The sequence below is a fragment of the Burkholderia sp. BKH01 genome (assembly GCF_025685725.1).
GTDB classification, from domain to species: domain Bacteria; phylum Pseudomonadota; class Gammaproteobacteria; order Burkholderiales; family Burkholderiaceae; genus Burkholderia; species Burkholderia pyrrocinia_C.
Genome location: NZ_JAOTQT010000032.1, coordinates 55,661 through 79,111, shown reverse-complemented (window position 1 = coordinate 79,111; position 23,451 = coordinate 55,661). Strand labels below are relative to the sequence as shown.

General features: G+C 68.8%; 22 protein-coding genes and 1 pseudogene. 17 read left to right on the top strand and 6 right to left on the bottom strand.

Annotation, left to right across the window (positions count from 1 at the left end):
- Positions 1 to 53: 53 nt before the first annotated feature.
- Genes bcsE through OEJ37_RS31250 form a run of 6 tightly spaced genes read left to right on the top strand, consistent with a single transcriptional unit; the run spans position 54 to position 7,294 of the window.
- Positions 54 to 1,994 carry a cellulose biosynthesis protein BcsE gene (gene bcsE / locus OEJ37_RS31275; protein WP_263348664.1) on the top strand — a complete coding sequence of 647 codons (1,941 nt, stop codon included), beginning with the start codon at positions 54 to 56 and terminating at the stop codon, positions 1,992 to 1,994.
- Positions 1,991 to 2,212 carry a hypothetical protein gene (locus tag OEJ37_RS31270; protein ID WP_174420797.1) on the top strand — a complete coding sequence of 74 codons (222 nt, stop codon included), beginning with the start codon at positions 1,991 to 1,993 and terminating at the stop codon, positions 2,210 to 2,212. The genes bcsE and OEJ37_RS31270 overlap by 4 nt, the downstream gene beginning before the upstream one ends.
- Positions 2,209 to 2,988, top strand: coding sequence for a cellulose biosynthesis protein BcsQ (bcsQ, locus tag OEJ37_RS31265; RefSeq protein WP_263348659.1), 780 nt, complete (start codon positions 2,209 to 2,211; stop codon positions 2,986 to 2,988). Before OEJ37_RS31270 ends, bcsQ begins: the two co-directional genes overlap by 4 nt.
- A complete protein-coding gene (bcsA, locus tag OEJ37_RS31260; RefSeq protein WP_263348656.1) occupies positions 2,985 to 5,522 on the top strand; it encodes a UDP-forming cellulose synthase catalytic subunit in 2,538 nt (845 codons plus the stop codon). Before bcsQ ends, bcsA begins: the two co-directional genes overlap by 4 nt.
- A gap of 27 nt (positions 5,523 to 5,549) precedes the next feature.
- Positions 5,550 to 7,115 carry a cellulose biosynthesis protein BcsG gene (bcsG, locus tag OEJ37_RS31255; protein WP_263348654.1) on the top strand — a complete coding sequence of 522 codons (1,566 nt, stop codon included), beginning with the start codon at positions 5,550 to 5,552 and terminating at the stop codon, positions 7,113 to 7,115.
- The gene (locus OEJ37_RS31250; RefSeq protein WP_152858840.1) at positions 7,097 to 7,294 is read left to right on the top strand and encodes a hypothetical protein; all 198 of its coding nucleotides are present in this window, start codon (positions 7,097 to 7,099) and stop codon (positions 7,292 to 7,294) included. The genes bcsG and OEJ37_RS31250 overlap by 19 nt, the downstream gene beginning before the upstream one ends.
- A gap of 54 nt (positions 7,295 to 7,348) precedes the next feature.
- On the opposite strand, the gene OEJ37_RS31245 is transcribed toward OEJ37_RS31250, so the two are convergent.
- The 4 genes from OEJ37_RS31245 to OEJ37_RS31230 are packed head-to-tail and all read right to left on the bottom strand — an operon-like array spanning position 7,349 to position 10,580.
- The gene (locus OEJ37_RS31245) at positions 7,349 to 8,242 is read right to left on the bottom strand and encodes a pirin family protein (RefSeq protein WP_263348651.1); all 894 of its coding nucleotides are present in this window, start codon (positions 8,240 to 8,242) and stop codon (positions 7,349 to 7,351) included.
- A gap of 32 nt (positions 8,243 to 8,274) precedes the next feature.
- Complete coding sequence (locus OEJ37_RS31240) at positions 8,275 to 8,667, bottom strand: OsmC family protein (protein ID WP_034183342.1); 393 nt, start codon at positions 8,665 to 8,667, stop codon at positions 8,275 to 8,277.
- A gap of 46 nt (positions 8,668 to 8,713) precedes the next feature.
- Positions 8,714 to 10,294, bottom strand: coding sequence for a cation:proton antiporter (locus tag OEJ37_RS31235; protein ID WP_263348649.1), 1,581 nt, complete (start codon positions 10,292 to 10,294; stop codon positions 8,714 to 8,716).
- A 25-nt stretch (positions 10,295 to 10,319) separates the two neighbouring features.
- On the bottom strand, positions 10,320 to 10,580 hold the full coding sequence (locus OEJ37_RS31230; protein WP_174420790.1) for a XapX domain-containing protein: 261 nt from the start codon (positions 10,578 to 10,580) through the stop codon (positions 10,320 to 10,322).
- 281 nt (positions 10,581 to 10,861) lie between these two features.
- On the opposite strand from OEJ37_RS31230, the gene OEJ37_RS31225 reads away from it, so the two are divergent.
- A complete protein-coding gene (locus tag OEJ37_RS31225) occupies positions 10,862 to 11,548 on the top strand; it encodes a hydrolase (RefSeq protein WP_174420789.1) in 687 nt (228 codons plus the stop codon).
- Positions 11,549 to 11,611: 63 nt separating this feature from the next.
- Here the strand turns inward: OEJ37_RS31225 and OEJ37_RS31220 are convergent, their stop codons facing one another.
- Positions 11,612 to 12,535 (bottom strand): LysR family transcriptional regulator, encoded by a 924-nt coding sequence (locus tag OEJ37_RS31220; protein WP_263348645.1) that lies wholly within the window; start codon positions 12,533 to 12,535, stop codon positions 11,612 to 11,614.
- Between the two features lie 125 nt (positions 12,536 to 12,660).
- Here OEJ37_RS31220 and OEJ37_RS31215 point away from each other — a divergent pair, with 125 nt between their 5' ends.
- From OEJ37_RS31215 to OEJ37_RS31190, 6 genes are read left to right on the top strand one after another with little or no spacing between them, the layout of a single operon-like run.
- Positions 12,661 to 12,828 (top strand): DUF1427 family protein, encoded by a 168-nt coding sequence (locus OEJ37_RS31215; protein ID WP_042583728.1) that lies wholly within the window; start codon positions 12,661 to 12,663, stop codon positions 12,826 to 12,828.
- An 18-nt stretch (positions 12,829 to 12,846) separates the two neighbouring features.
- A complete protein-coding gene (locus OEJ37_RS31210; RefSeq protein ID WP_263348641.1) occupies positions 12,847 to 14,736 on the top strand; it encodes an amidohydrolase in 1,890 nt (629 codons plus the stop codon).
- A 1-nt stretch (position 14,737) separates the two neighbouring features.
- On the top strand, positions 14,738 to 15,199 hold the full coding sequence (locus tag OEJ37_RS31205; RefSeq protein WP_263348639.1) for a DoxX family protein: 462 nt from the start codon (positions 14,738 to 14,740) through the stop codon (positions 15,197 to 15,199).
- A gap of 26 nt (positions 15,200 to 15,225) precedes the next feature.
- Positions 15,226 to 16,140 carry a glyoxalase gene (locus OEJ37_RS31200; RefSeq protein WP_263348637.1) on the top strand — a complete coding sequence of 305 codons (915 nt, stop codon included), beginning with the start codon at positions 15,226 to 15,228 and terminating at the stop codon, positions 16,138 to 16,140.
- Entirely contained in the window at positions 16,137 to 16,832 is a 696-nt protein-coding gene (locus OEJ37_RS31195; RefSeq protein WP_263348634.1) for a YoaK family protein, read from the top strand. Before OEJ37_RS31200 ends, OEJ37_RS31195 begins: the two co-directional genes overlap by 4 nt.
- Positions 16,832 to 18,388 carry an alginate export family protein gene (locus OEJ37_RS31190; protein ID WP_411859301.1) on the top strand — a complete coding sequence of 519 codons (1,557 nt, stop codon included), beginning with the start codon at positions 16,832 to 16,834 and terminating at the stop codon, positions 18,386 to 18,388. Before OEJ37_RS31195 ends, OEJ37_RS31190 begins: the two co-directional genes overlap by 1 nt.
- A 106-nt stretch (positions 18,389 to 18,494) precedes the next feature.
- Here the strand turns inward: OEJ37_RS31190 and OEJ37_RS31185 are convergent, their stop codons facing one another.
- On the bottom strand, positions 18,495 to 20,081 hold the full coding sequence (locus tag OEJ37_RS31185; RefSeq protein ID WP_263348630.1) for an acid phosphatase: 1,587 nt from the start codon (positions 20,079 to 20,081) through the stop codon (positions 18,495 to 18,497).
- 222 nt (positions 20,082 to 20,303) lie between these two features.
- Between OEJ37_RS31185 and OEJ37_RS31180 the strand changes: the two genes are divergently transcribed.
- The 4 genes and pseudogenes from OEJ37_RS31180 to OEJ37_RS31165 form a co-directional block, all read left to right on the top strand.
- Positions 20,304 to 21,644 (top strand): cytochrome-c peroxidase, encoded by a 1,341-nt coding sequence (locus OEJ37_RS31180; RefSeq protein ID WP_263348629.1) that lies wholly within the window; start codon positions 20,304 to 20,306, stop codon positions 21,642 to 21,644.
- A 142-nt stretch (positions 21,645 to 21,786) separates the two neighbouring features.
- Entirely contained in the window at positions 21,787 to 22,173 is a 387-nt protein-coding gene (locus tag OEJ37_RS31175) for an RT0821/Lpp0805 family surface protein (RefSeq protein ID WP_174420510.1), read from the top strand.
- An 8-nt stretch (positions 22,174 to 22,181) separates the two neighbouring features.
- Positions 22,182 to 22,655: an NUDIX hydrolase gene (locus tag OEJ37_RS31170; RefSeq protein ID WP_263348679.1), complete on the top strand. Its 474-nt coding sequence runs from the start codon at positions 22,182 to 22,184 to the stop codon at positions 22,653 to 22,655.
- A 216-nt stretch (positions 22,656 to 22,871) separates the two neighbouring features.
- Positions 22,872 to 23,396, top strand: a pseudogene (locus OEJ37_RS31165) (transposase); the annotation flags it as partial.
- Positions 23,397 to 23,451: the final 55 nt, after the last annotated feature.

Genomic DNA, 23,451 nt, shown 5'->3' with positions numbered 1-23,451 from the left:
TCTCGTGGCAACGCATGTGCGTTCCATGTGCAAGCAGACCCTAGGGGAACGTCGTGAATACGGAAATCGATGCCACCCGTCCCGCGCTCGGCGCCGCCGGCCTGCTGGGCCGCCTGCGCGCGCTGCTGCGCACGGGGCCGGCCGGCGGCCGCGTCGGCACGCTGAGCCGGCTCGCGATCGACGGCTTGCCCGACGCATGGACGCAACTGGAAGCGGGCGGCCTGTACGCGATCTACGCGGCCGGCGGCACGCCGGCGTGCGACGCACTCGTGTGGGAGAGCGCGCGGCAGGCGCGCACGCGCGACGTCACGGTCGTGCTCGCGCGCGACGCGGCACGCGTCGCCGAACAAATGCAGGCGCGTGGCTTCGCGGGCGGCGCGCAGCCGGCCGGCTGGCCGCGCAACCTGAGCGTGCTGGCGATGCCGGCGGCGGCCGAGCCGGCCGACGGAGAAGATCCTGGCGCGACCGGCGACGCGTCGCGCCGCGCGGCGCCGGGCCCGTTCGCGCGGCTGACCGGCGGCTTGCGCGCGATGAAGCGCTACGGCTTTCGTGCGCGTTCGCTGTATTTCGTCGAAGGCGCGCAGCGCTGGTTCAGCTGGGACGATCCGGACGCGCTTGCCGACGAAGCGCACGCACTCGCCGACTGGTGCCGCACGCGCCGCATCGCGCTCGTGCTGCTGCTCGATCCCGAAGCGGCCCGTGCGGGCACCGATGCGCGCACCGACGATCCGCCGCTCGTGCGCGGTGCGGATCGCACGCAGCGCAGCGGCTTCCACGGTGTCTGCTCGGGCGTCGCGCAGATGCAGCGCACGCACGGCGAACTGCTGTGGATCGTCGATTTCTGGCGCGCGGGCGACACGCTCGCGGCCGGCGAGGTGCGGCCGCTGCGCTTTGCGCCGGGCGGCCGGTTGTCGGCGAGCGTCGATGCCGGCGCGACCGAGCCGGCGCGCCGGCTGAAGCTCGCGATCGACGAGGATCGCGTCGTCGTCAGCCGCGCGGTGCTCGACGGCGTGAACCGCGCGCCCGGCGACTGGGAAATCGTCGACGACAACGCGGCCGTCGTCGCGGCCTGCGCGCGTGCCCACGCCGCGACCGCGGTGCTCGTGTTCCGCTCGCATGCGCAGCTCGAAGCGTTGTGCGCGGACGTGCACGCGCTGCGCCGGCAGTGCGGCGGCGCGCTGAAGATCGCGGTCGTCGAGCGTGGCGGCGAGGTGCTGCGCCAGCAGTTCGAGATGCTCCTGCTGAGCGTCGGCGCGAACCGCGTCGTCGCGCGCGACCTGCCGGTGTCGCGGATGCAGGCCGCCGTGCACGCGCTGCGCGGCCAGCTCTATGCGCGGCCCGTCGCGGCCGACTATCGCGCGGCGCTTGCGGCCGCGCTCGGCGATTCGGTGCTCGGCTATCTGCCGGTCGGCGCGTTCTGCCTGCGGATCCGCGCGGTGCTCGATCGCGGCGCCGTGCTCGCGCTGCCGCACACGCTCGCGAAGCTCGCGCTGCTGCCGGGCGTGTCGCACGTCGACGCGCTGCGGCATTGTCGGCCGCGCCGCGCGGGCGACGTCGTGACGGCCGATCCCGGGCACCTGTACGTGTTCCTGTTCGCCTGCGAGCCGGTCGATGCCGACGACGCGCTCGCGCGCATCTTCGACGTGCCGGTCGACACGCTGTCCGACCGCGTCGTGTGCCTCGGGCGGGGCAGCATCGACACGGAGCTCGACGCGCTGAAGGCCGAGAACCGGCGCGCGCCGATCGCCGACTACAGCGACCTGTTCGCGGCCCCGCAGCCGGCGCGCGCCGATCCCGGCGCGGCGTCGGACGAAGCGAGCGAAGTGAGCGATGCGATCGACGCGATCGATACGATCGTCGCGCTCGAGGCGATCGGTGCGGCGCCGGCGCCCGCGGGCGTCGACGCGGCGCCGCCGCAACCCGTGATTCCCGCCGCACGAACACGCGGCGCCATCCGCAGCGCGATGCCGCTGCGCAAGCCGGAGGACGCATGATCGCCGAACTCGTCATCGGTTTCGTCGTCGGCATCGTGGTCGCGGTGCCCGTCTGGATCGTCGCGCAGCACCTCGGCATCGGCCGCGGCTTTCAGGCGCCGCGCGGGATCGACCGGCGCGACGCGGTGCCGTGCGAACTCGTGCCGGTCGCGCTGCGCGGGCGGCTGCTGCCCGATGCCGAGCCCGGCGACGAGCACGGCGGCGAGGCGGCACGATGAAGACGATCGCCATCACGTCGACGACGGGCGGCGCGGGCCGCACGACGCTCGCGGCCGCGCTCGCGGTGCTGCTCGCGCGCCGCGGCCGGCCGGTCGTCGCCGTCGAATTCGATGCGCAGAACCTGATGGGCGCGACGCTCGGCCTCGACTCGCTGGCCGAGCACGGCCTCGCGCAGAGCGTGCTCGGCGGCGCCGAGCCGTGGCACGCGCATACGTGGCGCAATGCCGACGGCGTGCTGTTCGTGCCGTACGGGCAGGTCGACGCGGCCGGCGCGGCCGCGTGCGATGCGCGGCTCGCGGCCGACCCGGCATGGCTGTCGCGCGCGCTCGACGAGATCGCGCTGCCGGCCGACGGCGTCGTGCTGGTCGACACCGCGCGTTATCCGTCGCCACAGGCCGAGCAGGCGATTCGCCGCGCGGACCTGACACTCGTCGTCGTGCCGCCCGAACCGACCGCCTGCGCGACGGCGGCCGCGCGGCTCGGCGCGCTGCGTGCCGGCGGCGGCGAACTGCAGATCGTCGTGAACCGGCTGAATCCGGCACGTGACATGCAGCGCGACGCGATCGCGATGCTGCGCGCGGTCGCCGGGCCGGCGTCGATGCTCGAGCAGCGGATCCACGTCGATGCTGCCGTGCCCGAAGCGCTCGCGCGCGGCAGCTGGATCTTCGACGACGCACCGTATTCGCAGGCGTCGCACGACCTGAACGGCATCGCGAACTGGGTCGGTGCATGGCTGGCGGCGGCCGCCGTCGGTCGCACCGGAGCGGCGCGATGAAGGCCGCCTTCGCGCCGCGGCTGCGCGCGTTCGGCCGCCGCGCGACCGACTGGTTCGCGCGCGGCATCGGGTTGCCGGCGGAGCGCACGCTGCTCGACTGGGTCGTGCGGGTGTTCTTCCACGCACCGCCGCCGGGCCGGCCCGATCACGTGCGCCGCTGGGTGCGCTTCGCGTTCCGGCGGCTCGCGCACGAGTGGGGTGTGCTGCAACCGCTCAGCCCGCGCGAATGGCTGTGGCGGTCGATAGTGCGCGCGCCGCGCGCGGCCGACGGCCGGCCCGCGCGCGATCCGCTCGCGTGGTTCGACACGTTCGTCGTGCCCGTCTATGTGGCCGGGCGCGCGGTCGGCCGGCGCATCGACGCGATGCTCGAGCGCCTGCCGTGGACGCGCTGGGGCGGCTGGCTCGATGCGCGTGCGAACGGCGTCGGCCGGCGCCGCTGGCTCGCACCGCTGCTGCTCGTGGCCGGCGCGCTGATGTGGATCGCGGCCGGGATGTCGCCGCTGATGCCCGGCGCGCAATTCGCGTTCTTCGCGATCGTCGCGGTGCTGGCGCTCGCGCTGCGCCGCCTGCCGGGCCACCTGCCGACGCTCGCGCTCGCGTCGCTCGCGCTGCTCTCGGCGGTGCGCTACGTGTGGTGGCGCACGACGCAGACGCTCGACTTCCGCAGCCCGGTCGAAGCGATCGCCGGCTACCTGCTGTACGGCGCCGAAGCCTATACGTGGATGATCCTGCTGCTCGGCTTCGTGCAGACCGCGTGGCCGCTCGACCGGCCGATCGTGCCGCTGCCCGACGATCCCGACACCTGGCCGACCGTCGATATCTACATCCCGACCTACAACGAGCCGCTGTCGGTCGTGAAGCCGACCGTATTCGCCGCGCAGAGCATCGACTGGCCGACGGCGAAGCTGCGCGTCTACCTGCTCGACGACGGCCGGCGCCCCGAGTTCGCGGCGTTCGCGGCCGAGGCCGGCATCGACTACCTGACGCGCGACGACAACCGCCACGCGAAGGCCGGCAACATCAACCGCGCGCTGCCGAAGACGCACGGCGAATACATCGCGATCTTCGACTGCGATCACGTGCCGACGCGCTCGTTCCTGCAGACGACGATGGGCGTGTTCCTGCGCGACCCGAAGTGCGCGCTCGTGCAGACGCCGCACCATTTCTTCTCGCCCGATCCGTTCGAGCGCAACCTCGGCACGTTCCGCGAGATCCCGAACGAAGGCAACCTGTTCTATGGCCTCGTGCAGTCGGGCAACGACCTGTGGAACGCGACATTCTTCTGCGGATCGTGCGCGGTGCTCAAGCGCAGCGCGCTGGAAGAGGTCGGCGGCGTCGCGGTGGAAACCGTGACCGAGGATGCGCACACGGCGCTCAAGCTGCACCGGCGCGGCTATACGTCGGCGTACCTGCCGACCGTGCAGGCGGCCGGCCTCGCGACCGAAAGCCTCGCGGGCCACGTGAAGCAGCGCACGCGCTGGGCGCGCGGGATGGCGCAGATCTTCCGCATCGACAACCCGTTCCTCGGGCGCGGGCTCGGCTTCATCCAGCGGATCTGCTACGGCAACGCGATGCTGCACTTCTTCTACGGGATCCCGCGGCTGGTGTTCCTGACGATCCCGCTCGCGTACCTGTTCTTCCACCTGTACTTCATCAACGCGTCGTCGCTCGCGCTCGCGAGCTACGTGATCCCGTATCTCGTGCTCGCGAACGTCGCGAACTCGCGCATGCAGGGGCGCTACCGCCATTCGTTCTGGGCCGAGGTCTACGAATCGGTGCTCGCGTGGTACATCGCACTGCCGACCACCGTCGCATTCTTCAGCCCGAAGCACGGCAAGTTCAACGTGACCGACAAGGGCGGCAAGATCGACGAAGGTTATGTCGACTGGTCGACGTCGAAGCCGTATCTCGTGCTGTTCGCGCTGAACGTGCTCGCGATCGTCGCGGGTCTGTGGCGGCTGGCCGCCGACCAGGGCGACGAGGCGTCGACGATCCTGATCACGCTCGGCTGGACCGTGTACAACCTCGCGATGCTCGGCGCGGCGCTGGCCGTCGCGCGCGAGACCAAGCAGGTGCGCGTCACGCACCGGATCGCGATGCGCGTGCCGGCCATGCTGCTGCTCGCCGACGGAACGACCGCCGCATGCTTCACGAGCGACTACTCGACCGGCGGCCTCGGCCTCGAAGCCGTGCCCGGGCTGCCGCTCGCCGTCGGCGACACGCTGACGGTGTGCGTGACGCGCGGCGACCGGCCGTTCCCGTTCCCGGTGCGCGTGAGCCGCGTGACGCCGACCCACGTCGGCGTGAGCTTCGAGGAACTGACGCTCGAACAGGAGCGCCAGCTCGTGCAATGCACGTTCGGCCGCGCGGATGCGTGGCTCGACTGGCACGAAGGCACGCGCGTCGATACACCGCTCGGCGGGCTGAAGGAAGTGCTGCGCATCGGCGTGAACGGTTATGTACGGATGTGGAAGGGTGCGGCGCGCGGCCTGCAGGCCATGCTGGCGCCGAAGCTCGACCGGGCGCGCGACTGACGCGGCGCTCATCATGGAGTGGGTTAGATGACGTTCTGGAATCTGTATTTCATCCTGAAGTTCGCGCTGTTCGCGACCGGGCACCTGCAGCCGCTGTGGCTCGCGAACCTCGCGTTCGCGGTGGCGCTCGCGGCGAGCGCGCCGATCCGGCGGCGGTCATGGCGCATCGTCCGGCAGCTCGTGGCGATCGCGATCGCGGTGCCGCTGCTCGCGCGCGAGATGCACGCGCCGCCGCTTGCACGCATCGTCGACGCCGCGCGCGAAGTGAGCACGTTCCGCCTCGACTACTGGATGGAACTGCTGCCGCGCCTGTTGCCGCCCGTGCTGGTGCTGACGGTAGCCGGCGCGCTGATCGTCTATTTCATCGTCAACCGCTGGCTGCGCGTCGCGACGTTCGTGCTGGCCGTGCTGATCGTGATGCCGCTGTGGCAAGCGGGCAGCGGCCTGATGGCGCGCGTGGTCGCACCGGCCACGCAGCAGGCGGACGCGGCGGGCACGACGACGATGGGGCGTGCCGACCGGCCCGAGGACCACAACGCCGCGCTCGCGACGTTCCGCGCGCAGGAGTCGCAGCGGCAGGTCGCGTTCGGCCATCCCGGCAACGATCCGGCCGCGCAGTTCGACGTGATCGTGCTGCACGTCTGCTCGCTGTCGTGGGACGACCTCGATGCCGCGAAGGTGCGCAATCACCCGATGCTGAGCCACTTCGACTACCTGTTCTCGAATTTCAGCACGGCCGCGAGCTACAGCGGCCCGGCGGCGATCCGCGTGCTGCGCGCGAGCTGCGGGCAGGAGGCGCACGCGGACCTGTACAAGCCCGCGCCGCAGCAGTGCCAATTGTTCGCGCAACTCGCGGGCGCCGGTTACACGGTGCAGTCGCTGCTGAACCACGACGGCCACTTCGACAACTTCCTGCAGGTGATCCACGACAACATCGGCGTGGCCGACGCGCCGATGGTCTCGAACGCGGCCGCGCCCGTCGCGATGCATGCGTTCGACGGCTCGGCGATCAAGGACGACTTCGGCACGCTCGCGAACTGGTATGCACAGCGCGGGGCGGTGCAGGGGCCCGTCGCGCTGTACTACAACACGATCAGCCTGCACGACGGCAACCGCGTGGTCGGCAGTTCGGTGACGAGCATCGACTCGTATCCGCAGCGTGTGACGAAGCTGATGAGCGACTTCGACCGTCTCGCCGACCTGATCGCGCAATCGGGCCGCCGCGCGGTGATCGTGTTCGTGCCCGAGCACGGCGCCGCGCTGCGCGGCGACAAGAACCAGGTCGCGGGGCTGCGTGAGATCCCGACGCCGCGCATCGTGCACGGGCCGGTCGGCGTGCGGCTCGTCGGCTTTACGGGCAACCACGGCGCGACGACCGTGATCGAGCAGCCGACCAGCTTCCTGGCGCTCGCGCAGCTGCTGTCGAACCTCGTGTCGAACAGCCCGTTCAAGCCCGGCACGACGCTCGCGCAATATGCGGCGGACCTGCCGCGCACGCGGATGGTCGGCGAGAACGAGGGAACGGTAACGATGCAGACGGCCGCGGGTTACGCGGTGAAAACTCCGGACGGCGTATGGATCGACGAACAGTAATCCTTCCCGGCGACGGCGACGACGATCGCCTGTCGCAGCCGAACGACGTGCTCGGCCTCGCGCGGCATCTGCCCGCGCTCGATCCCGAACGTTATGTCGACGAGCAGGCGCGGCGCGCATTCATCGAGTCGCTCGAGCGCTGGCCGACGCTCGCGAAACTGATGGGATTGAAGCGGTAAATGAACGACGGCCGGCATGCGTGCCGGCCGTCGCCTGCTTGCGGGCGAACCTGCCTATTCTGCCGGCCGCGCCTTGCGTTCCGGCTGGCGCGTCCACTCGTCTTCCTCGCCCGGCACCTTGCCGAAGGTCTGCGCGGCCCACGCCGCGCGCGCCGCGTCGATCTTCGCGCGCTCGCTCGACACGAAATTCCATTCGATGAAACGCTCGCCCGGCAGGTGCGCACCGCCGAGCAGCATCACGCGCGCGCCGTTCGCGCTGGCGAGCGCCACGGTCGCGCCCGGTTCGAGCACGGCCATCGTCGCGGGGGCGAGCGGCGTGCTGTCGATGGTGAGGTCGCCGTCGACGAGATACACGCCGCGCTCGTCGTGCTCCGCATCGAGCGCGAGCTGGCCGCCCGCCGCGAATTCCGCATACGCGTAGAGCGTCGGCGAGAACACGGCGACCGGCGACGTAAGCCCGAACGCGGTGCCCGCGATCACGCGCACGCTCGCGCCGTCGCGCGCGAACGACGGCAGCGTGTCGGCCGGATGATGGACGAATGCGGGCGCGGTGTCCTCGTGCTCGACCGGCAGCGCGACCCAGGTCTGGATTCCGTGGACCGGCTGTTCGCGCGGACGGTCCTCGTCGGGCGAACGCTCCGAATGCACGATGCCGCGGCCGGCCGTCATCCAGTTCACGTCGCCCGGCACGATCTTCTGCCGGAAGCCGAGGCTGTCGTGATGCATCAGCGAACCGTCGAACAGGTAGGTGACGGTCGCGAGCCCGATGTGCGGATGCGGCAGCACGTCGATGCCGCGGCCGGCCGGCAGCACGGCCGGGCCCATCTCGTCGAAGAAGATGAACGGGCCGACGAGGCGCGCGGCGCGCGCGGGCAGCACGCGGCGCACGACGAGGTTGCCGATGTCGCTTTCGCGCGGCGTGAGCAGGGTCTTGATCGATGCGGACATGATGGGGGTCTCGTGGTCGATGCGCCAAGCGATCAGGCGATCGCCGTGTCGATCGTGATCGGATGCGTGAGGATCTTGTGCACCGGGCACGCGTTCGCGATCTGCAGCAGGCGCTCGCGCTGCTCGCCGGACAGGTCGCCTTCGAGCGTGATGCGGCGCACGATCGTGCTGCCCGCGCTGCCCGATTCGTGCGCGAGCTTCACGTGCACTTCGGCGAGTGGCCAGCCCTTGCGTTGCGCATACATCTTCAGCGTGATCGCGGTGCAGGCGCCGAGGCTCGACAGCAGCAGCGCGACGGGCGTCGGCGCGGCATCGCCGCCGCCGAGCGGCGCCGGTTCGTCGGCACGCCACTGGTGGACGCCATCGCTGAAGTGGACCAGGTAATCGACCGAGCCGATGCTCGCTTCGACGGACAGTTCGCTCATTGCAGTTCCATAGGGGAAAGGGGGAGGGCGGCGGCCTGGCCGGACGTTACGGTTCGAGCAGCCGCTGCAGCCGCAGTTCCTCGAAATCGAGCTCCGATTCGATCCGGTGCAGCACCGTGTCGTCGACCTTGCCGTCGCGATGCAGGTCGAGCAGCGCCTGGCGCGACACGCCGACGAGTTCGAGTTCGACGCGCAGCATCCGCGCGCGCATGTCGGCCGGCTCGGCGCCATGCCGATGCGCGCGTTCGTTGAACATGACGCGGTTCCGGTATTCGGTGAGCAGGCGGTCGAGCGATGCACGTTCGAGGTTCGACCCGCGCTGCTCGAGCGCGTCGAGTTCGGCGAGCGCCGCGCCGAACGTATGCGCGCGCGCCGCGTGCTCGGACATCGTGTGCCGCGCGGCCGGGCGCAGCTTCAGCACGCGGATCAGCGGCGCGAGCGTGCCGCCCTGCACGACGAGCGTCGCGATGATCAGCAGGAACGTGCTGAACAGGATCAGGTCGCGGCCGGGAAAGTTGCTCGGCAACGCGATCGCGGCCGCGAGGCTCACGACGCCGCGCATGCCCGACCAGCCGAGTACGACGGCCTCGCGCCACGACCATGGCGCGTGGCCCGCGCGCGGCGCGCGCAGGCGGCCCGGCAGCCACATCGCGACGAACACCCACACGACGCGCGCACCGATCGCGGCGGCGGTGGCGGGCAGCGCGACGCGCAGGCCGGCCATCAGCACCGCGCCTTCGTAGTTCACGCGCGCGAGGATCGCGTGCAGCGCGAGACCGATCAGGATGAACACGAGCGCGTCGAGCACGAACACGATCGCTTCCCACGTCGCCTTTGCCTTGATCCGCAGGTCGGCGTCGAACACCCGATGCTGGCGCACGCCGAGTACGAGGCCGCAGGTCACCACGGACAGCACGCCCGAGCCGTCGACAGCTTCCGCGATGCCGTAGCTGCCCCACGCCATCGCGAAGGTCACGACGATGCCGAGCATCGGGTCGCGCAGGCGCGGCAGCACCCAGCACATCGCATGGCCGCACGCGAGGCCGACCGCGATGCCGATCAGCGTGAGCGAGAAGAACAGGCCGGTGGCGCTCGCGGCCGTGATCGACACGGCGAGCGCGGCCGACACGGCCATCTGGTACAGCAGCAGGCCCGATGCATCGTTGACGAGGCTTTCGCCTTCGAGCACCGCGACGAGCCGCGCGGGCAGCGGGTAGCGCTGCAGGATCGCCTTCGCGGCGACCGCGTCGGGCGGCGACACGATCGCGCCGAGCGTGAAGCACGCGGCCCACGGCAGCGCCGGGTTCGCGGCACGCACGGCCACCGCCACCGCGACGGTCGTGAACGCCACCGCGCCGAGCGCGAGCGACGCGATCGATGCGAGCTCCTGCCTGAATTCCTTCCACGCGGTGTAGAACCCGCTCGACATCAGCAGCGGCGGCAGCACGGCCGCGAGCAGCAGCGCCGGGTCCATGTCGGGCACGCGCTTGCCGGCGATCGCCACCGCGCAGCCGCCGAGCAGCAGCACGACGGCCGGCGGAATCGAGATTCGTTCGGCGAGCCACGTGAGCGCGCCCGCGCCGCAGATCAACAGCAGCAGGTAGTGAAACAGCTCGACGTTGGTCATGCGCGGCTTGCGGCGATGGCGTGCATCACGACGGCTTGCGGTCGTTCGCGGCGCCGCCCGGCAGCGCGCCGAACATGTGCTGGCTGCACTGCGCGTCGCGCCACGCGGTATGCAACCGGTGGCCCGAGAACATCCGGCGCGCGACGGGCAGGATCTGCTCGCCGGCCAGCATGCCGAGCAGGCCGGTGAGTGCGATGATCGGCGGCGCCGGCGAATTCACGCCGAGCGCGCCGTAGATGACGCCGGCGAGAATGCCGGCGAGCAGCGACAGGAAATACGGTTTCATGGCGAGCATCCCGTGATGGCCGATGGGCGGCGCAGGGCACGCCGTCAAGATTTCGAAAGGGTATCGGGTTTGCGTGAAGAAAAAAAGGGCGAGCTGCCCCGAACGGGCATCGATTCCGGAATCGGATCGATTCCGTTTCGTGGGTGTTCGCGCCGCGCGTTTGCAGATTAAATACTACGAGCCGGATGACGATCCCGATCCGGCGCAATTCACACGCGGCGCCTCCCGTTCCGACGGTCGAGGCAGGCCCTCCTTTTTCCGTTTACAGGACGACGCACGTCATGAGCAACCCGAAGCTTGAAGTACTCACCCCCCAGAACAGCCAGCTGATCTTCATCGACCAGCAGCCGCAGATGGCGTTCGGCGTGCAGTCGATCGACCGCCAGGCGCTGAAGAACAACGTCGTCGGGCTCGCGAAGGCCGCGAAGGTGTTCAACATCCCGACCACGATCACGACGGTGGAATCCGAGAGCTTCTCGGGCCACACCTATCCCGAGCTGCTCGACGTGTTCCCGAACCAGAAGACGCTCGAACGCACGTCGATGAACTCGTGGGACGACCAGAAGGTGCGCGACGCGCTTGCTGCGAACGGCCGCAAGAAGGTGGTCGTGTCGGGCCTGTGGACGGAGGTCTGCAATACGACGTTCGCGCTGTGCGCGATGCTCGAAGGCGACTACGAAATCTACATGGTCGCCGACGCATCGGGCGGCACGTCGAAGGACGCGCACGACTTCGCGATGCAGCGGATGGTGCAGGCCGGCGTGGTGCCCGTCACGTGGCAGCAGGTCCTGCTCGAGTGGCAGCGCGACTGGGCGCGCCGCGAGAGCTACGACGCGGTGATGGCGATCGCGAAGGAGCACTCGGGCGCGTACGGGATGGGCGTCGATTACGCGTACACGATGGTCCACAAGGCGGCCGAGCGTACGCTGACGCCGCACGAGTCGATCGCGCCCGTGCCGGCGAAGTAACGGGCCGCCGGCCGCGATCGTCGCGATGGACGCGGCGATCGCCTGCCGCCGACCGTCGCGCGTTCAGGCCACGGGCAGCGCCCACGGCGCGTGCGAGAAGTGTTCGGCGAGGAACTCGAGCAGCGCCGTCACGCGCGCTGCCCGCAGCATGCCGGGCGGCGTGACGAGGTTGACGTTGATGTCGGCGATCGTCCAGTCGTTCATCACTTCCTCGAGCTCGCCGCGCTGCATCGCGTCCCACACCAGGAACTCGGGCTGCAGCGCGAGGCCGTGTCCGGCGACGAGCGCGGGGAGGATCACGTCCGCGTTGTTGGTGCGGATGCGTCCATGCACGGACACGCCGACTTCCTCGCCCGATGCCGCGTGACGAAAGCGCCAGTGCTCGGGTGTCGGCAGGTTCGTATAGGTGAGGCACACGTGCTGTTCGAGGTCGCTCGGGTGCGTGGGGCGGCCGCGCCGATCGAGGTATGCGGGCGCTGCGACGAGCGGCCGGCGCACCGCGCAGAGCCGGCGCGAGCGCAGCGACGAATCGCTGAGCTCGGCGATGCGGACCGCGACGTCGAAGCCGCCGGACACGATGTCGACGATGTGATCGGTGAGCACGAGGTCGATGTCGATGCGCGGATAGCGCTCCAGAAACACGGGAAGCACCGGCGACAGATGGCGCACCCCGAACGACATCGGCGCATTCACGCGCACGAGGCCGTGCGGTTCGAGCGCATGCACGGACGCTTCGCTCTCGATTTGCTCCGCATCGGCCAGCAGGCGGATCGCGCGGTCGCGCAGCAGTTCGCCGGTCGGCGTGAGCGACAGCTTGCGCGACGTGCGGTACAGCAGCATCGCGCCGAGGCGCTTTTCGAGTCGCGCGACTGCCTTCGACACGGTCGGTTGCGACACGCCGAGCAGGTCGGCGGCCTTCGCGAACGAACCGGTTTCCGCGACACGCGCAAAGATGGCCCAGGCTTCGAGATCAGGAAGGTGTTGCATGGTCGGAACGGGTGGCAGGGACGCGAAACCGATTCGGTGGCAGCGGATCGTGCCGCCGATGCGATGCACCGCGAAGGCGGGCGCGCCATGCAGGTGATTCTAATCCGGCCGGGAGAAAAATCATTATGGAATCTTATTTACTTTCATTGGGCGCCGGCATGTTGATCGGCGTCGTGTACAGCGTGATCAAGGTGCGTTCGCCGGCACCGCCGCTGATCGCGCTGGTCGGCCTCGCCGGCATGCTGATCGGCGCACAGGCGATCGCACCGGTCCGTCACTGGCTCGGCTTCTGACCGCATCGAGGACATTTCATGAGCGCAATCGATACTCATCCGGATCTCATCCTGCACAACGGGCGCATCACGACGCTCGATCGTGCGAACCCCGTCGCCACCGCCGTCGCGATCAAGGACGGCCGCTTCGTCGCGGTCGGCGGCAACGCGGACATCGTGCCGCTCGCGGGCCGCGCGACGAAGGTCGTCGATCTCGGTGGCCGTGCCGTGCTGCCGGGCTTGATCGACAACCATACGCACGTGATTCGCGGCGGCCTGAACTACAACATGGAGCTGCGCTGGGACGGCGTGCCGTCGCTCGCCGTCGCGATGGACATGCTCAGGCGGCAGGTCGCGATCACGCCCGCGCCGCAGTGGGTGCGCGTGGTCGGCGGCTTCACCGAACACCAGTTCGTCGAGAAACGCCTGCCGACGATCGAGGAACTCAACGCGGTCGCGCCCGATACGCCGGTGTTCATCCTGCACCTGTACGACCGCGCGCTGCTGAACGCGGCCGCGCTGCGCGTGGTGGGCTACACGAAGGACACGCCGGAGCCGCCGGGTGGCACGATCCTGCGCGACGCCGCGGGCAACCCGACCGGGCTGCTGCTCGCGAACCCGAACGCGACGATCCTCTACGCGACGCTCGCGAAGGGGCCGAAGCTGCCGTTCGAATACCAGTACAACTCGACGCGCCATTTCATGCGCGAACTGAACCGCCTCGGCGTGACGGGCGTGATCGATGCGGGCGGCGGTTCGCAGAATTACCCCGACGATTACGAAGTGATCCGCAAGCTGCACGACGCGGGCGAGATGACGATCCGGATCGCGTACAACCTGTTCACGCAGAAGCCGAATGCCGAGAAGGAAGACTTCGTGAACTGGACGAAGAGCGTCAAGTATCACGACGGCACCGACTATTTCCGCAACAACGGCGCGGGCGAGATGCTGGTGTTCTCGGCGGCCGACTTCGAGGATTTCCGCGTCGCGCGCCCGGACCTGCCGGCGCAGATGGAGGACGATCTCGAAGGCGTCGTGCGCGTGCTCGCACAGAACCGCTGGCCGTGGCGCATGCATGCGACCTACGATGAAACGATCAGCCGCGCGCTCGACGTGTTCGAGAAGGTGAACCGCGAAATTCCTCTCGACGGGTTGAACTGGTTCTTCGATCATGCGGAAACGATCTCCGAAAAATCGATGGATCGTATTGCGGCGCTGGGCGGCGGTGTTGCGGTGCAGCACCGGATGGCATACCAGGGCGAATACTTCGTCGAGCGTTATGGCGCGCAGGCGGCCGAGGCGACGCCGCCTGTCGCGAAGATGCTCGACAAGGGGCTCAAGGTGTCGGCCGGCACCGACGCAACGCGTGTTGCCTCGTACAACCCGTGGGTGTCGCTTGCGTGGCTCGTGACGGGCAAGACGGTCGGCGGGCTGCGCATGTATCCGCAGCGCAATCTGCTCGATCGCGAGACCGCGCTGCGGATGTGGACCGAATACGTGACGTGGTTCTCGAACGAAGAGGGGAAGAAAGGGCGCATCGCGGTCGGACAGCTTGCCGACCTGATGGTCCCGGATCGCGATTTCTTCACATGCGCGGAGGACGATATCGTGGATACGACCGCGTTGCTGACGGTGGTCGGCGGCAAGATCGTATGGGGTGCGGGGCCGTTCGCATCGCACGATGCGCCGATTCCGCCCGCGATGCCGGATTGGTCGCCGGTGCGCGAGTACGGTGGTTACGGCGGCTGGGGTGCGACGCAGCGCAACGGCGCACCGCTGCAGCGTGCGGCGGCCGCCGCGATGTGCGGCTGCTCGAGCGCGTGCAACGTGCATGCGCATGCGCATGCGAGCGCATGGGGTAGCGCATTGCCGACGTCGGACGCGAAGGGCTTCTGGGGCGCGTTCGGCTGTTCGTGCTGGGCGATCTGACATGGCGGCCCCGATCGATTCCGGCGGCTTCCGCGACCCGGCGTGGGTCCGCGCGCTGCTGGCGCAGCCGTGGGTCCTGCCGCTCGTGCGCCTCGCGCTGGTGTCCGCCTACCTGATCGGCGGCGTCGCGAAGGCGCTGGATTTCGGCGGTGCGGTCGCCGAGCAGGCGCATTTCGGCCTGCATCCGGCCGCGCTGTGGGCGGCGCTCGCGATCGCGGTCGAGATCGCCGGCTCGCTGTGCGTGGTGTTGAACCGCTTCACGTGGCTCGGCGCCGGCAGTCTCGGCATGCTGACGCTCGTCGCGATGCTGGTGGCGAACGATTTCTGGAACCAGACGGGCGTGGCGCGCTTCATGGCGCTCAACAGCTTTTTCGAGCATCTCGGGCTGATCGCCGCACTCGTGCTCGCGACCGTGCTCGCCGATGCGAAGCATCCGGCCGGCGACGGCCGTACCACTCGATGACGATGAAACAACAAGGAAATCCTGTGATGAAAACGATCCGTTCCGCCTTGCTCGCGCTTGCGATCGCCGCCGGCCTCGTCGCGGCACCGGCGTCGTACGCGAAGCCGCCCGTGCCGCCGGCGGCCACACCGACGCTTGCCGTCGGGCCGCAATACGACACGACGCACGTATACGTCGCCCCCGAGGATTTCGATCGCTTCACCGACAGCTTCGTCGCGACGTTCGGCGGCAGCAAGTCGAAGCAGGGCGTGTTCCAGGTCACGCCGACCCCGAGCCAGACGATGTCGCAACTCGTCTTCACGCCGGCGGGCACGATCTCCGTGTTCGGCTTCAAGACGCCCGTGCCCTGGCCGTTCGGCGCGGAGCGCACGGGTTATCTCGTCACCGACATGGACGCGGCGATGAAGGTGGCGCGCGAGCATGGCGCGGAAGTGATCGTCGACACGTTCCCCGATCCGATCGGCCGCGATGCGGTGATCGCGTGGACGGGCGGCGTGAAGATGCAGCTGTACTGGCACACGCAGGCGCCGAACTACGCGGCACTGCAGACGATCCCCGAGAACCGCGTGTATGTGTCACCGCAGAGCGTGCGCAAGTTCGTCCACGATTTCGTCAAGTTCTCGAACGGCAAGGTGGTGTCCGACAACCTCAAGGCGCCGGGCATCGAGATCGGCCGGCCGAACGACACCTATCGCCGCATTCGCATCACGTCGGGCTTCGGCAAGATGACCGTGCTCGTGACGGACGGCCAACTGCCGTACCCGTACGGGCACGAGATGACCGGCTACGAAGTGGCGGATCTGGCCGCGACGCTGAAGAAGGCGCAGGCCGCGGGCGTGAACGTGCTCGTGCCGTCGTACACGGCGGACGGGCGTGACGCGGCGCTCGTGCAGTTCCCGGGCGGCTACGTTGCCGAGATCCACGCGGGCGCCACGCGATGAAGCACGAGGACACGATCCTTGCCGCGGTGGCCGGCTTCGTCGACACGCTGAGCTTCGTCGCGCTGTTCGGGCTGTTCACCGCGCACGTGACGGGCAACTTCGTGCTGATCGGCGCGGGCATCGCGGGGTTCGGGCAGGGCGTCCTGCTGAAGCTCAGCGTGTTTCCCGCGTTCGTGTGCGGCGTCGTCGCGAGCAGCCTGATCGCGCGCGCGCTTTCCGCGCGGCCTGCATGGCAGGGCGCGCGAGCGCTGCATGCGGTGCAGGCCGTGCTGCTGCTCGGCTTCTGCGCGGCCGGCGTGTGGGCGACGCCCGTCACGCAATCCGACAGCCTGCCGGTATTGGTGGCCGGTTTTGTCGGCACGTTCGCGATGGGCGTGCAGAACGCGCATCCGCGCGTGATCGCGCGCGCCGGCGTGCCGAATACGGTGATGACCGGCAACGTCACGCAGGCGATCCTCGACGTCGTCGACCTGTTGTCCGCCGGCACGACCGACAGCGTGCGTACGACGGCACGCGCGCGCGTCGCGAAGATGCTGCCGGCGATCGTCGCGTTCGCGCTCGGCGCGGTGTGCGGTGCGCTGGGTTATCGCCACGTCGGGTTCTGGGCGCTGCTCGCACCCACCGGCGCGCTCGCGGTGCTGTCGGCATGCGCGGGGTTGTCCGCCCGTACCGTTACGCAGGGGGATGCATGATGATTCGGCGTGGACGGACGCGTCGCGGCCGCGGGGGGCGTGCGGGCCGGACCGATGCAAGCGGTCGCGAACGGTTGGCCGCGACAAGCGGGCAGCGCAGCGCAACGACACGAGGCAGCCGCTTCGACCGGGCCGCTCGCGCGTCGGTTGTCGCGGGGTTGCTGCTCGCGGGTGCCGATGCGGCGTTCGCGGACACGGCGGCGGCACCGGCGGCGGCCGGCAGCGCGCCCGCATCGACGTGCACGGCCAAGCGGCCGACCGTGCTGTTCAACCGCTGGCAGGAAGACTGGTCGGTGCTCGCGAATCCGTGCGTGCCGCGCGCGCCGCTCGACGGGTTGAAGTACATCCCGCTCGGCAACGATCCGGCATCCTATCTTTCGCTCGGCGTGAACCTGCGCGAGCGCCTCGAGACCAACGACGCGCCGTTGTTCGGGATCGGCTCCGCGCAATCGGACACGTACCTGATCCAGCGCGTCGAAGTGCATGCCGATGCGCATCTCGGCCAGCACTGGCAGTTCTTCGTGCAGTTGCAGGACGACCGTGCGTTCGGCAAGAACACGATCTCGCCGGTCGACAAGAACCCGCTCGATCTCGAACAGGCATTCGCGACCTACACGGGTGCGCTCGGCGGTGGCACGTTCAAGTTCCGCGTCGGCCGGCAGGAGATGGCGTTCGACTTGCAGCGCTTCATCGCCGCGCGCGACGGCCCGAACGTGCGGCAGGCGTTCGATGCGGTGTGGGCCGACTACGAATATCAGAAGTGGCGCTTCATCGCGTATGCGACGCAGCCCGTGCAGAACCGCACCGTGTCCGCGTTCGACGACGTGTCGAACCGCGACCTCACGTTCAGCGGTGTGCGCTTCGAGCGGCAGTCGGTCGGGCCCGGCGACCTGTCGGGCTACTGGTCGCGCTACAACCGCAGCAACGCGCGCTTTCTCGATGCAAGCGGCGCCGAGCGCCGCGACGTGTGGGACGTGCGCTACACGGGCACGCAGGGCCGCTTCGATTGGGATCTCGAAACGATGCTGCAGACAGGGACGGTCGGCAGCAGCTCGATCCGTGCCTGGGCGGTGGGTTCGATCGCCGGCTACCGGCTCGACGCACCGTGGTCGCCGCGCGTCGCGCTGCAGGTCGATGCGGCGTCGGGCGACCGGCATCCGCACGACGGTCGCATCGGAACCTTCAATCCGCTGTTTCCGAACGGCTATTACTTCACACTCGCCGGCTACACGGGGTACTCGAACCTGATCCACGTGAAGCCGTCGGTGACGCTGAAACCGTCGCCGAACCTGGCGTTGCTCGGCGCGCTCGGTTTCCAGTGGCGCGAGACGACCGGCGACGCGGTCTACCAGCAGGGCAACGCCGTGGTGCCGGGCACGGCCGGCAAGGGCGGGTTGTGGACGGGGATGTACGTGCAGCTGCGTGCGGACTGGACGATTGCCGCGAACCTGATCGGCGCGGTCGAGGCCGTGCATTTCCAGGTCGGCGATGCGATCCGGCAGGCGGGCGGGCACAACGCCGACTACGTCGGCGTCGAGCTGAAGTACGGGTGGTGACGAAGGGGCGCGACAACAACGCGCACTCGTGAAAAAAGGGCGGCCGCGAGGCCGCCCTTCGTTCGTCCGGGCCGGCAGCGCTGCCGGCCTGTCCGTCGTGATGCCGTTACAGGTTCGGCGACAGCGTGAGCGCGTTCGTCAGGTCGCCCATCGGCTGAGCGCCGTTGGCCTTCAGCGCGTCGTCGCGCTGTTGCAGGCCCGCGAGGCGCGGCAGCGAGTAGCGGCGCGTGATGAAGCGCAGGATCGAGCCCGTGTCGTACTGCGTGTGGTCGACGAAGCCCTTCTTCGCGAACGGCGACACGATCAGCGCCGGAATGCGCGTGCCCGGACCCCAGCGGTCGGCGGTCGGCGGCGCCGCGTGATCCCAGAAGCCGCCGTTTTCGTCGTACGTGACGACCACGACCATGTTCTTCCACTGCGGGCTCGCCTGCAGGTGCGCGATCACGTCGGCGATGTGCTGGTCGCCCGACGTGACGTCCGTGTAGCCCGGGTGCTCGTTCAGGTTGCCCTGCGGCTTGTAGAACGTCACCGCCGGCAGCGCGCCCGCGTCGATCGCCTGGATGAACGTGGCGCCGTTCGCGCCGCCGTCGAGCAGGCGCTGAGCGCGGTTCGCGGTGCCCGGTGCCTGGTTCGCGAAGTAGTTGAACGGCTGGTGGTGCGGCTGGAAGTTCGGCGTCGACAGGTCGGCGCCGTAGATCACGTTCGACGTGCCGTTCTGGCTCGCCTGCAGCGCCTGGCCCCACGCGCCGCTATACCATGCCCACGACACGTTCGCGCTGGTCAGCAGGTCGCCGATGTTGGTGGCCGTCTGCGGCGGCATCGTCGACGCGTTGGCCGGGTCGGCGAGCAGCGGGTCGCCGCCCGTGGCCGCCTTGTTGCCGCTCGGCTGATACGGCGGCTGCATCGTGTTGACCGCGAAGAAGTCGGGCGTGATCGCACCGTCGTTGACGAACTTCGGCGGGCCGCTCAGCGCGGAGGCGGGCGAGTTCGTGGCGACCTTCAGCGACTTGCCGTCCGCGTTCAGCACGGCGATCTTGCCGGCCGCGGGGCTCGTGTTCGCGTTCGCGTAGAACGGCGCGCACGCGCAGATCAGGTACTGGTGGTTCAGGAACGAGCCGCCGAACGCGCCCATGAAGAAATTGTCGGCGAGCACGTACTGCTGCGCGATCTTCCACAGCGGCAGCTTCGACGGGTCCGGCGTGTAGTGGCCCATCGTCAGGCCGCCGGCATCGGTCCACGCGGCGTACATGTCGTTCTTGCCGCCGTTGATCTGCATCTGGTCCTGGTAGAAGCGGTGCACGATGTCGCGCGTCGCGATGCTCATCGGCTGGTTGAAGCCGGCCGGATCGTCGATCGCGAACGGTGCGTTCGGCAGGTTCGCCGTCATCGCCTCGGTGACTGCCGGCGTGATGCCGGTCGCGGTCAGGCCGCCCCAGACCTTCGGCAGCGTCGCCATCGTCGAGCCGTCGCGATCCTTCTGCACCGAATTCGCGGCCGTCGCGTTCTGCAGGCCGTTCGCGCCCGGGAAGTTGCCGTACAGGTTGTCGAAGCTGCGGTTTTCCGCGTAGATCACGACAACGTTCTTGACGGCCGACAGGCCCTGTTGCGTGACGTCGTCGCCGCCGCAGGCGGTCAGGCTGAGCGCGGCCGCGAGGGCGATCGGCGTGTAGCGAATCCAGGCGTGCTTCTTCATGCGATGTTCTCTCTTTCGTCGTTGGTCGCGTGTGGGAACCGGGTTGGCGTAGGGCCGGCGCGACAGGCGCCGGGCGCCGACCGGCTGCGCGCATTATCTGGAACCCATTTGACAGGCGGGTGTAGGGGTGCTTTCAATTGACTGTCGGTTGAACGTCACGCGACGGTCACGGAACTGACATAAGCTCCGGCCGATTGCCCACCGCTACCAAATAGAACGACGATGCCCACCACCCCGAAATCCCTTGCGTCCGCGCGATCGCTGATCCATGCCGCGGCGGCCCTGGCGCTGGCTGCCGGGCTCGCGGCGCTCGCCGGTTGCGATGCGCGGCCCGGCGCGAATTCGCCGGCCGCGGCCGTTGTGCCGGCCGCCCAGGCCGCGCCCGCGGTCGCACCGGCCAGCCAGCCGCAGACACGCGCGCAGGTGTTCGAGGGCGTGAAGCAGATGACGGCGCTCGGCAAGCAACTGTTCTTCGATCCGTCGCTGTCGGGCTCCGGCAAGCTCGCGTGCGCGACGTGCCACAGCGCCGACCATGCGTTCGGGCCGCCGAACGCGCTGTCGGTGCAACTCGGCGGCGACGACATGCATCGCACCGGGTTCCGTGCGGCGCCGTCGCTGAAGTACTTGCGCGGCATCCCGCCGTTCAGCGAGCACTTCCACGATTCGCCCGACGAGGGCGACGAAAGCATTGACGCGGGCCCGACCGGCGGGCTGACCTGGGACGGCCGAGTCGACACCCGCGACGCGCAGGCGCGCATTCCGCTCCTGTCGCCGTTCGAGATGAGCAGCTCGCCGGCGCGGGTCGCGCAGGCGGTGCGCGCGGCGCCGTATGCGGACGCGTTCCGCAAGGCATTCGGCGAGCGGGTGCTCGGCGACGATCAGGCGGTGTTCGACGCGGTGTTGCGTGCGCTCGATGCGTTCCAGCAGCAGCCGGCGCTGTTCGATCCGTACACGAGCAAGTACGACGCGTACCTGGCCGGCCGCGCGCAGCTCACGCCCGCCGAGTTGCACGGGCTGCAACTGTTCAACGACGAGAAGAAGGGCAACTGCGCGAGCTGCCACGTGAGCCAGCGCACGCTCGAAGGCGGCCCGCCGCAGTTCAGCGATTTCGGGCTGATCGCGATCGCGGTGCCGCGCAACCGCGCGCTGCCTGTGAACCGCGACCCGAGCTTCCACGATCTCGGCGCGTGCGGCCCCGAACGCACCGACCTGAAGGGCCGCGACGAATTCTGCGGGCTGTTCCGCACGCCGTCGCTGCGCAACGTCGCGCTGCGCAAGACGTTCTTCCACAACGGCGTGTATCACTCGCTCGAGGACGTGATGCGCTTCTACGTCGAGCGCGACATTCATCCGGAGAAGTTCTACGCGGTCGTGCACGGCAAGGTGCAGATCTACGACGATCTGCCGAAGCGCTACTGGCCGAACATCAACCGCGAACCGCCGTTCGACCGCAAGCGCGGCGAGCAGCCGGCGCTGAATGCGGCCGAGATCAAGGACGTGATCGCGTTCCTGGGTACGCTGACTGACGGATATCAACCCGCTTCGACGCAGGCGGCCCGCTAGGGCTTGTTCCCGCCAATAACGGGAACAGGCCCAAAAGCGTCGCACGGGGCACGCATGCTATGCTCGCTCGCTGACGGGCGTGGCGCGTGCCGGTTCGCCGGCATGCACCGCGCCGTTCGATCGAACATCCAAGGAGAACAACATGTCGATGCGTGCATCCCTTTCCATCGTCACGCGTATGCTGGCCGGCGCCGCGTGCGCAGCCGCGATGCTGCCCGCCCACGCGCAGAACAACCTGAACTTCCTGAACGACACGCCGCTCAGCTATTTCAGCAAGGCCGACACCGCGTCGCTGTCGAAGGCCGCCGCGAAGGTGCGCGACGAAGGCAAGGACGGCGAGACCACGACGTGGCAGAACAGCGGCAGCCGCACGCAGATCGAAGCGAAGCTCACGCCGACCACGACCGAGACGGACGGCAAGACCTGCCGCGAAATCGCCACCGACATCACCGCGAAGGGCCAGACGATGACGCTCAAGCCCGTCTACTGCAAGACGGCCGCGGGCAAGTGGCAGTTGCAGAAGCGCTGAGCACGCGTGTGACGAAGCGGGGCGACGCGCCGCGCACGGTGTCGTGCGGCGTCGTGATCCTCGATGCGGCCGGCCGCGTGTTCCTCGCGCACGCGACGGATACCACGCACTGGGACATCCCGAAGGGGCAGGGCGAGCCCGACGAGACGCCGGCCGACGCGGCGCTGCGAGAGCTGCTCGAGGAAACCGGCATCGAGTTCGCGCCGGCGCGACTGCTCGATCTCGGCCGCTTCGCGTACCGGCACGACAAGGACCTGCACCTGTTTGCGGTGCAGGTGGCGGACGGCGAGATCGATCCCGCGCTGTGCACGTGCACGTCGCTGTTCCCGAGCCGTCGCGACGGCTCGATGATTCCCGAGATGGATGCGTATCGCTGGACCGCGCCGGGCGATATCGACGCGTATGCGAGCCGCAGCCTCGCGCGCTTGTTCCGCACGAAGCTGTCGCTCGCGGAACTGCATCGGCGGTTGTCGGGTGCGTGAATGAATGCGGTGGCTTCCGTTGCCGCGTCGCTTGGCTTCGTTGCATGCAATAAAAAACCGGCCCTCGAGCCTAATGCCGTTCAGTTAAGACCTGAACGGCATTTTTGTTTTTAGGGTTGGAGTTGTAAACGGAGCGGCAAGCTGTTAAGTTTGGTCGCGATGCTAAGCGACCAGCTGACCTTCCTATTGGATGCAGCGCTCGCCGACCTAAGTCGGCTGCCTGAATGGTGGACGGCTCGTGCGATTCGTGTGCTTGATGCCGGAGGCCGCGAGCGGGTACTGCTGACTTCGTTGACCGATCGACGTCGTTTCAAGGTGGCGGATCTGGATGCCTGCTACGAACGTCGCTGGCAGGTCGAAACCAGCTATCGCGAACTCAAGCAATCCATGCTTGGCAGCGAACTGACGCTACGCAGTCGGACTGTCGAGGGCATTTATCAGGAAATCTGGGGCGCCTTGATCGCCGAACCTGTCCGCCGCGAAATGGCCAGTGCTGCCTTCGAGGCCAAGTGCGAGCCGACCGAACTCAGTTTCGTCCGCTCCTTCCATCTCATCCAGCACGAGATGATGTGGGCTGCACGTACGCCAGCATTGGCCAAGCTTCCCGCCGTTCTCAAACGACTGCGCGAGCACCTCAAACTGCTCATCAACGTAAAACGGCCCGACCGCAAATGCGATCGGGCCGTCAAATCCCGTCCGGCTCGTTATGCCGTTCGATATCTTCGGAAAGACCTTAACTGAACGGCATTAGGGCGATGCCCGGTCTTTTCCAGAAGCGGGGCCGGTACGGGCCACC

Coding starts and splice junctions, on each gene's coding strand:
- OEJ37_RS31270 (WP_174420797.1), top strand. CDS start 1,991: ATGATCGCCGAACTCGTCATCGGTTTCGTCGTCGGCATCGTGGTCGCG.
- bcsQ (WP_263348659.1), top strand. CDS start 2,209: ATGAAGACGATCGCCATCACGTCGACGACGGGCGGCGCGGGCCGCACG.
- bcsA (WP_263348656.1), top strand. CDS start 2,985: ATGAAGGCCGCCTTCGCGCCGCGGCTGCGCGCGTTCGGCCGCCGCGCG.
- bcsG (WP_263348654.1), top strand. CDS start 5,550: ATGACGTTCTGGAATCTGTATTTCATCCTGAAGTTCGCGCTGTTCGCG.
- OEJ37_RS31250 (WP_152858840.1), top strand. CDS start 7,097: ATGGATCGACGAACAGTAATCCTTCCCGGCGACGGCGACGACGATCGC.
- OEJ37_RS31245 (WP_263348651.1), bottom strand. CDS start 8,242: ATGTCCGCATCGATCAAGACCCTGCTCACGCCGCGCGAAAGCGACATC.
- OEJ37_RS31240 (WP_034183342.1), bottom strand. CDS start 8,667: ATGAGCGAACTGTCCGTCGAAGCGAGCATCGGCTCGGTCGATTACCTG.
- OEJ37_RS31235 (WP_263348649.1), bottom strand. CDS start 10,294: ATGACCAACGTCGAGCTGTTTCACTACCTGCTGCTGTTGATCTGCGGC.
- OEJ37_RS31230 (WP_174420790.1), bottom strand. CDS start 10,580: ATGAAACCGTATTTCCTGTCGCTGCTCGCCGGCATTCTCGCCGGCGTC.
- OEJ37_RS31225 (WP_174420789.1), top strand. CDS start 10,862: ATGAGCAACCCGAAGCTTGAAGTACTCACCCCCCAGAACAGCCAGCTG.
- OEJ37_RS31220 (WP_263348645.1), bottom strand. CDS start 12,535: ATGCAACACCTTCCTGATCTCGAAGCCTGGGCCATCTTTGCGCGTGTC.
- OEJ37_RS31215 (WP_042583728.1), top strand. CDS start 12,661: ATGGAATCTTATTTACTTTCATTGGGCGCCGGCATGTTGATCGGCGTC.
- OEJ37_RS31210 (WP_263348641.1), top strand. CDS start 12,847: ATGAGCGCAATCGATACTCATCCGGATCTCATCCTGCACAACGGGCGC.
- OEJ37_RS31205 (WP_263348639.1), top strand. CDS start 14,738: ATGGCGGCCCCGATCGATTCCGGCGGCTTCCGCGACCCGGCGTGGGTC.
- OEJ37_RS31200 (WP_263348637.1), top strand. CDS start 15,226: ATGAAAACGATCCGTTCCGCCTTGCTCGCGCTTGCGATCGCCGCCGGC.
- OEJ37_RS31195 (WP_263348634.1), top strand. CDS start 16,137: ATGAAGCACGAGGACACGATCCTTGCCGCGGTGGCCGGCTTCGTCGAC.
- OEJ37_RS31190 (WP_411859301.1), top strand. CDS start 16,832: ATGATTCGGCGTGGACGGACGCGTCGCGGCCGCGGGGGGCGTGCGGGC.
- OEJ37_RS31185 (WP_263348630.1), bottom strand. CDS start 20,081: ATGAAGAAGCACGCCTGGATTCGCTACACGCCGATCGCCCTCGCGGCC.
- OEJ37_RS31180 (WP_263348629.1), top strand. CDS start 20,304: ATGCCCACCACCCCGAAATCCCTTGCGTCCGCGCGATCGCTGATCCAT.
- OEJ37_RS31175 (WP_174420510.1), top strand. CDS start 21,787: ATGTCGATGCGTGCATCCCTTTCCATCGTCACGCGTATGCTGGCCGGC.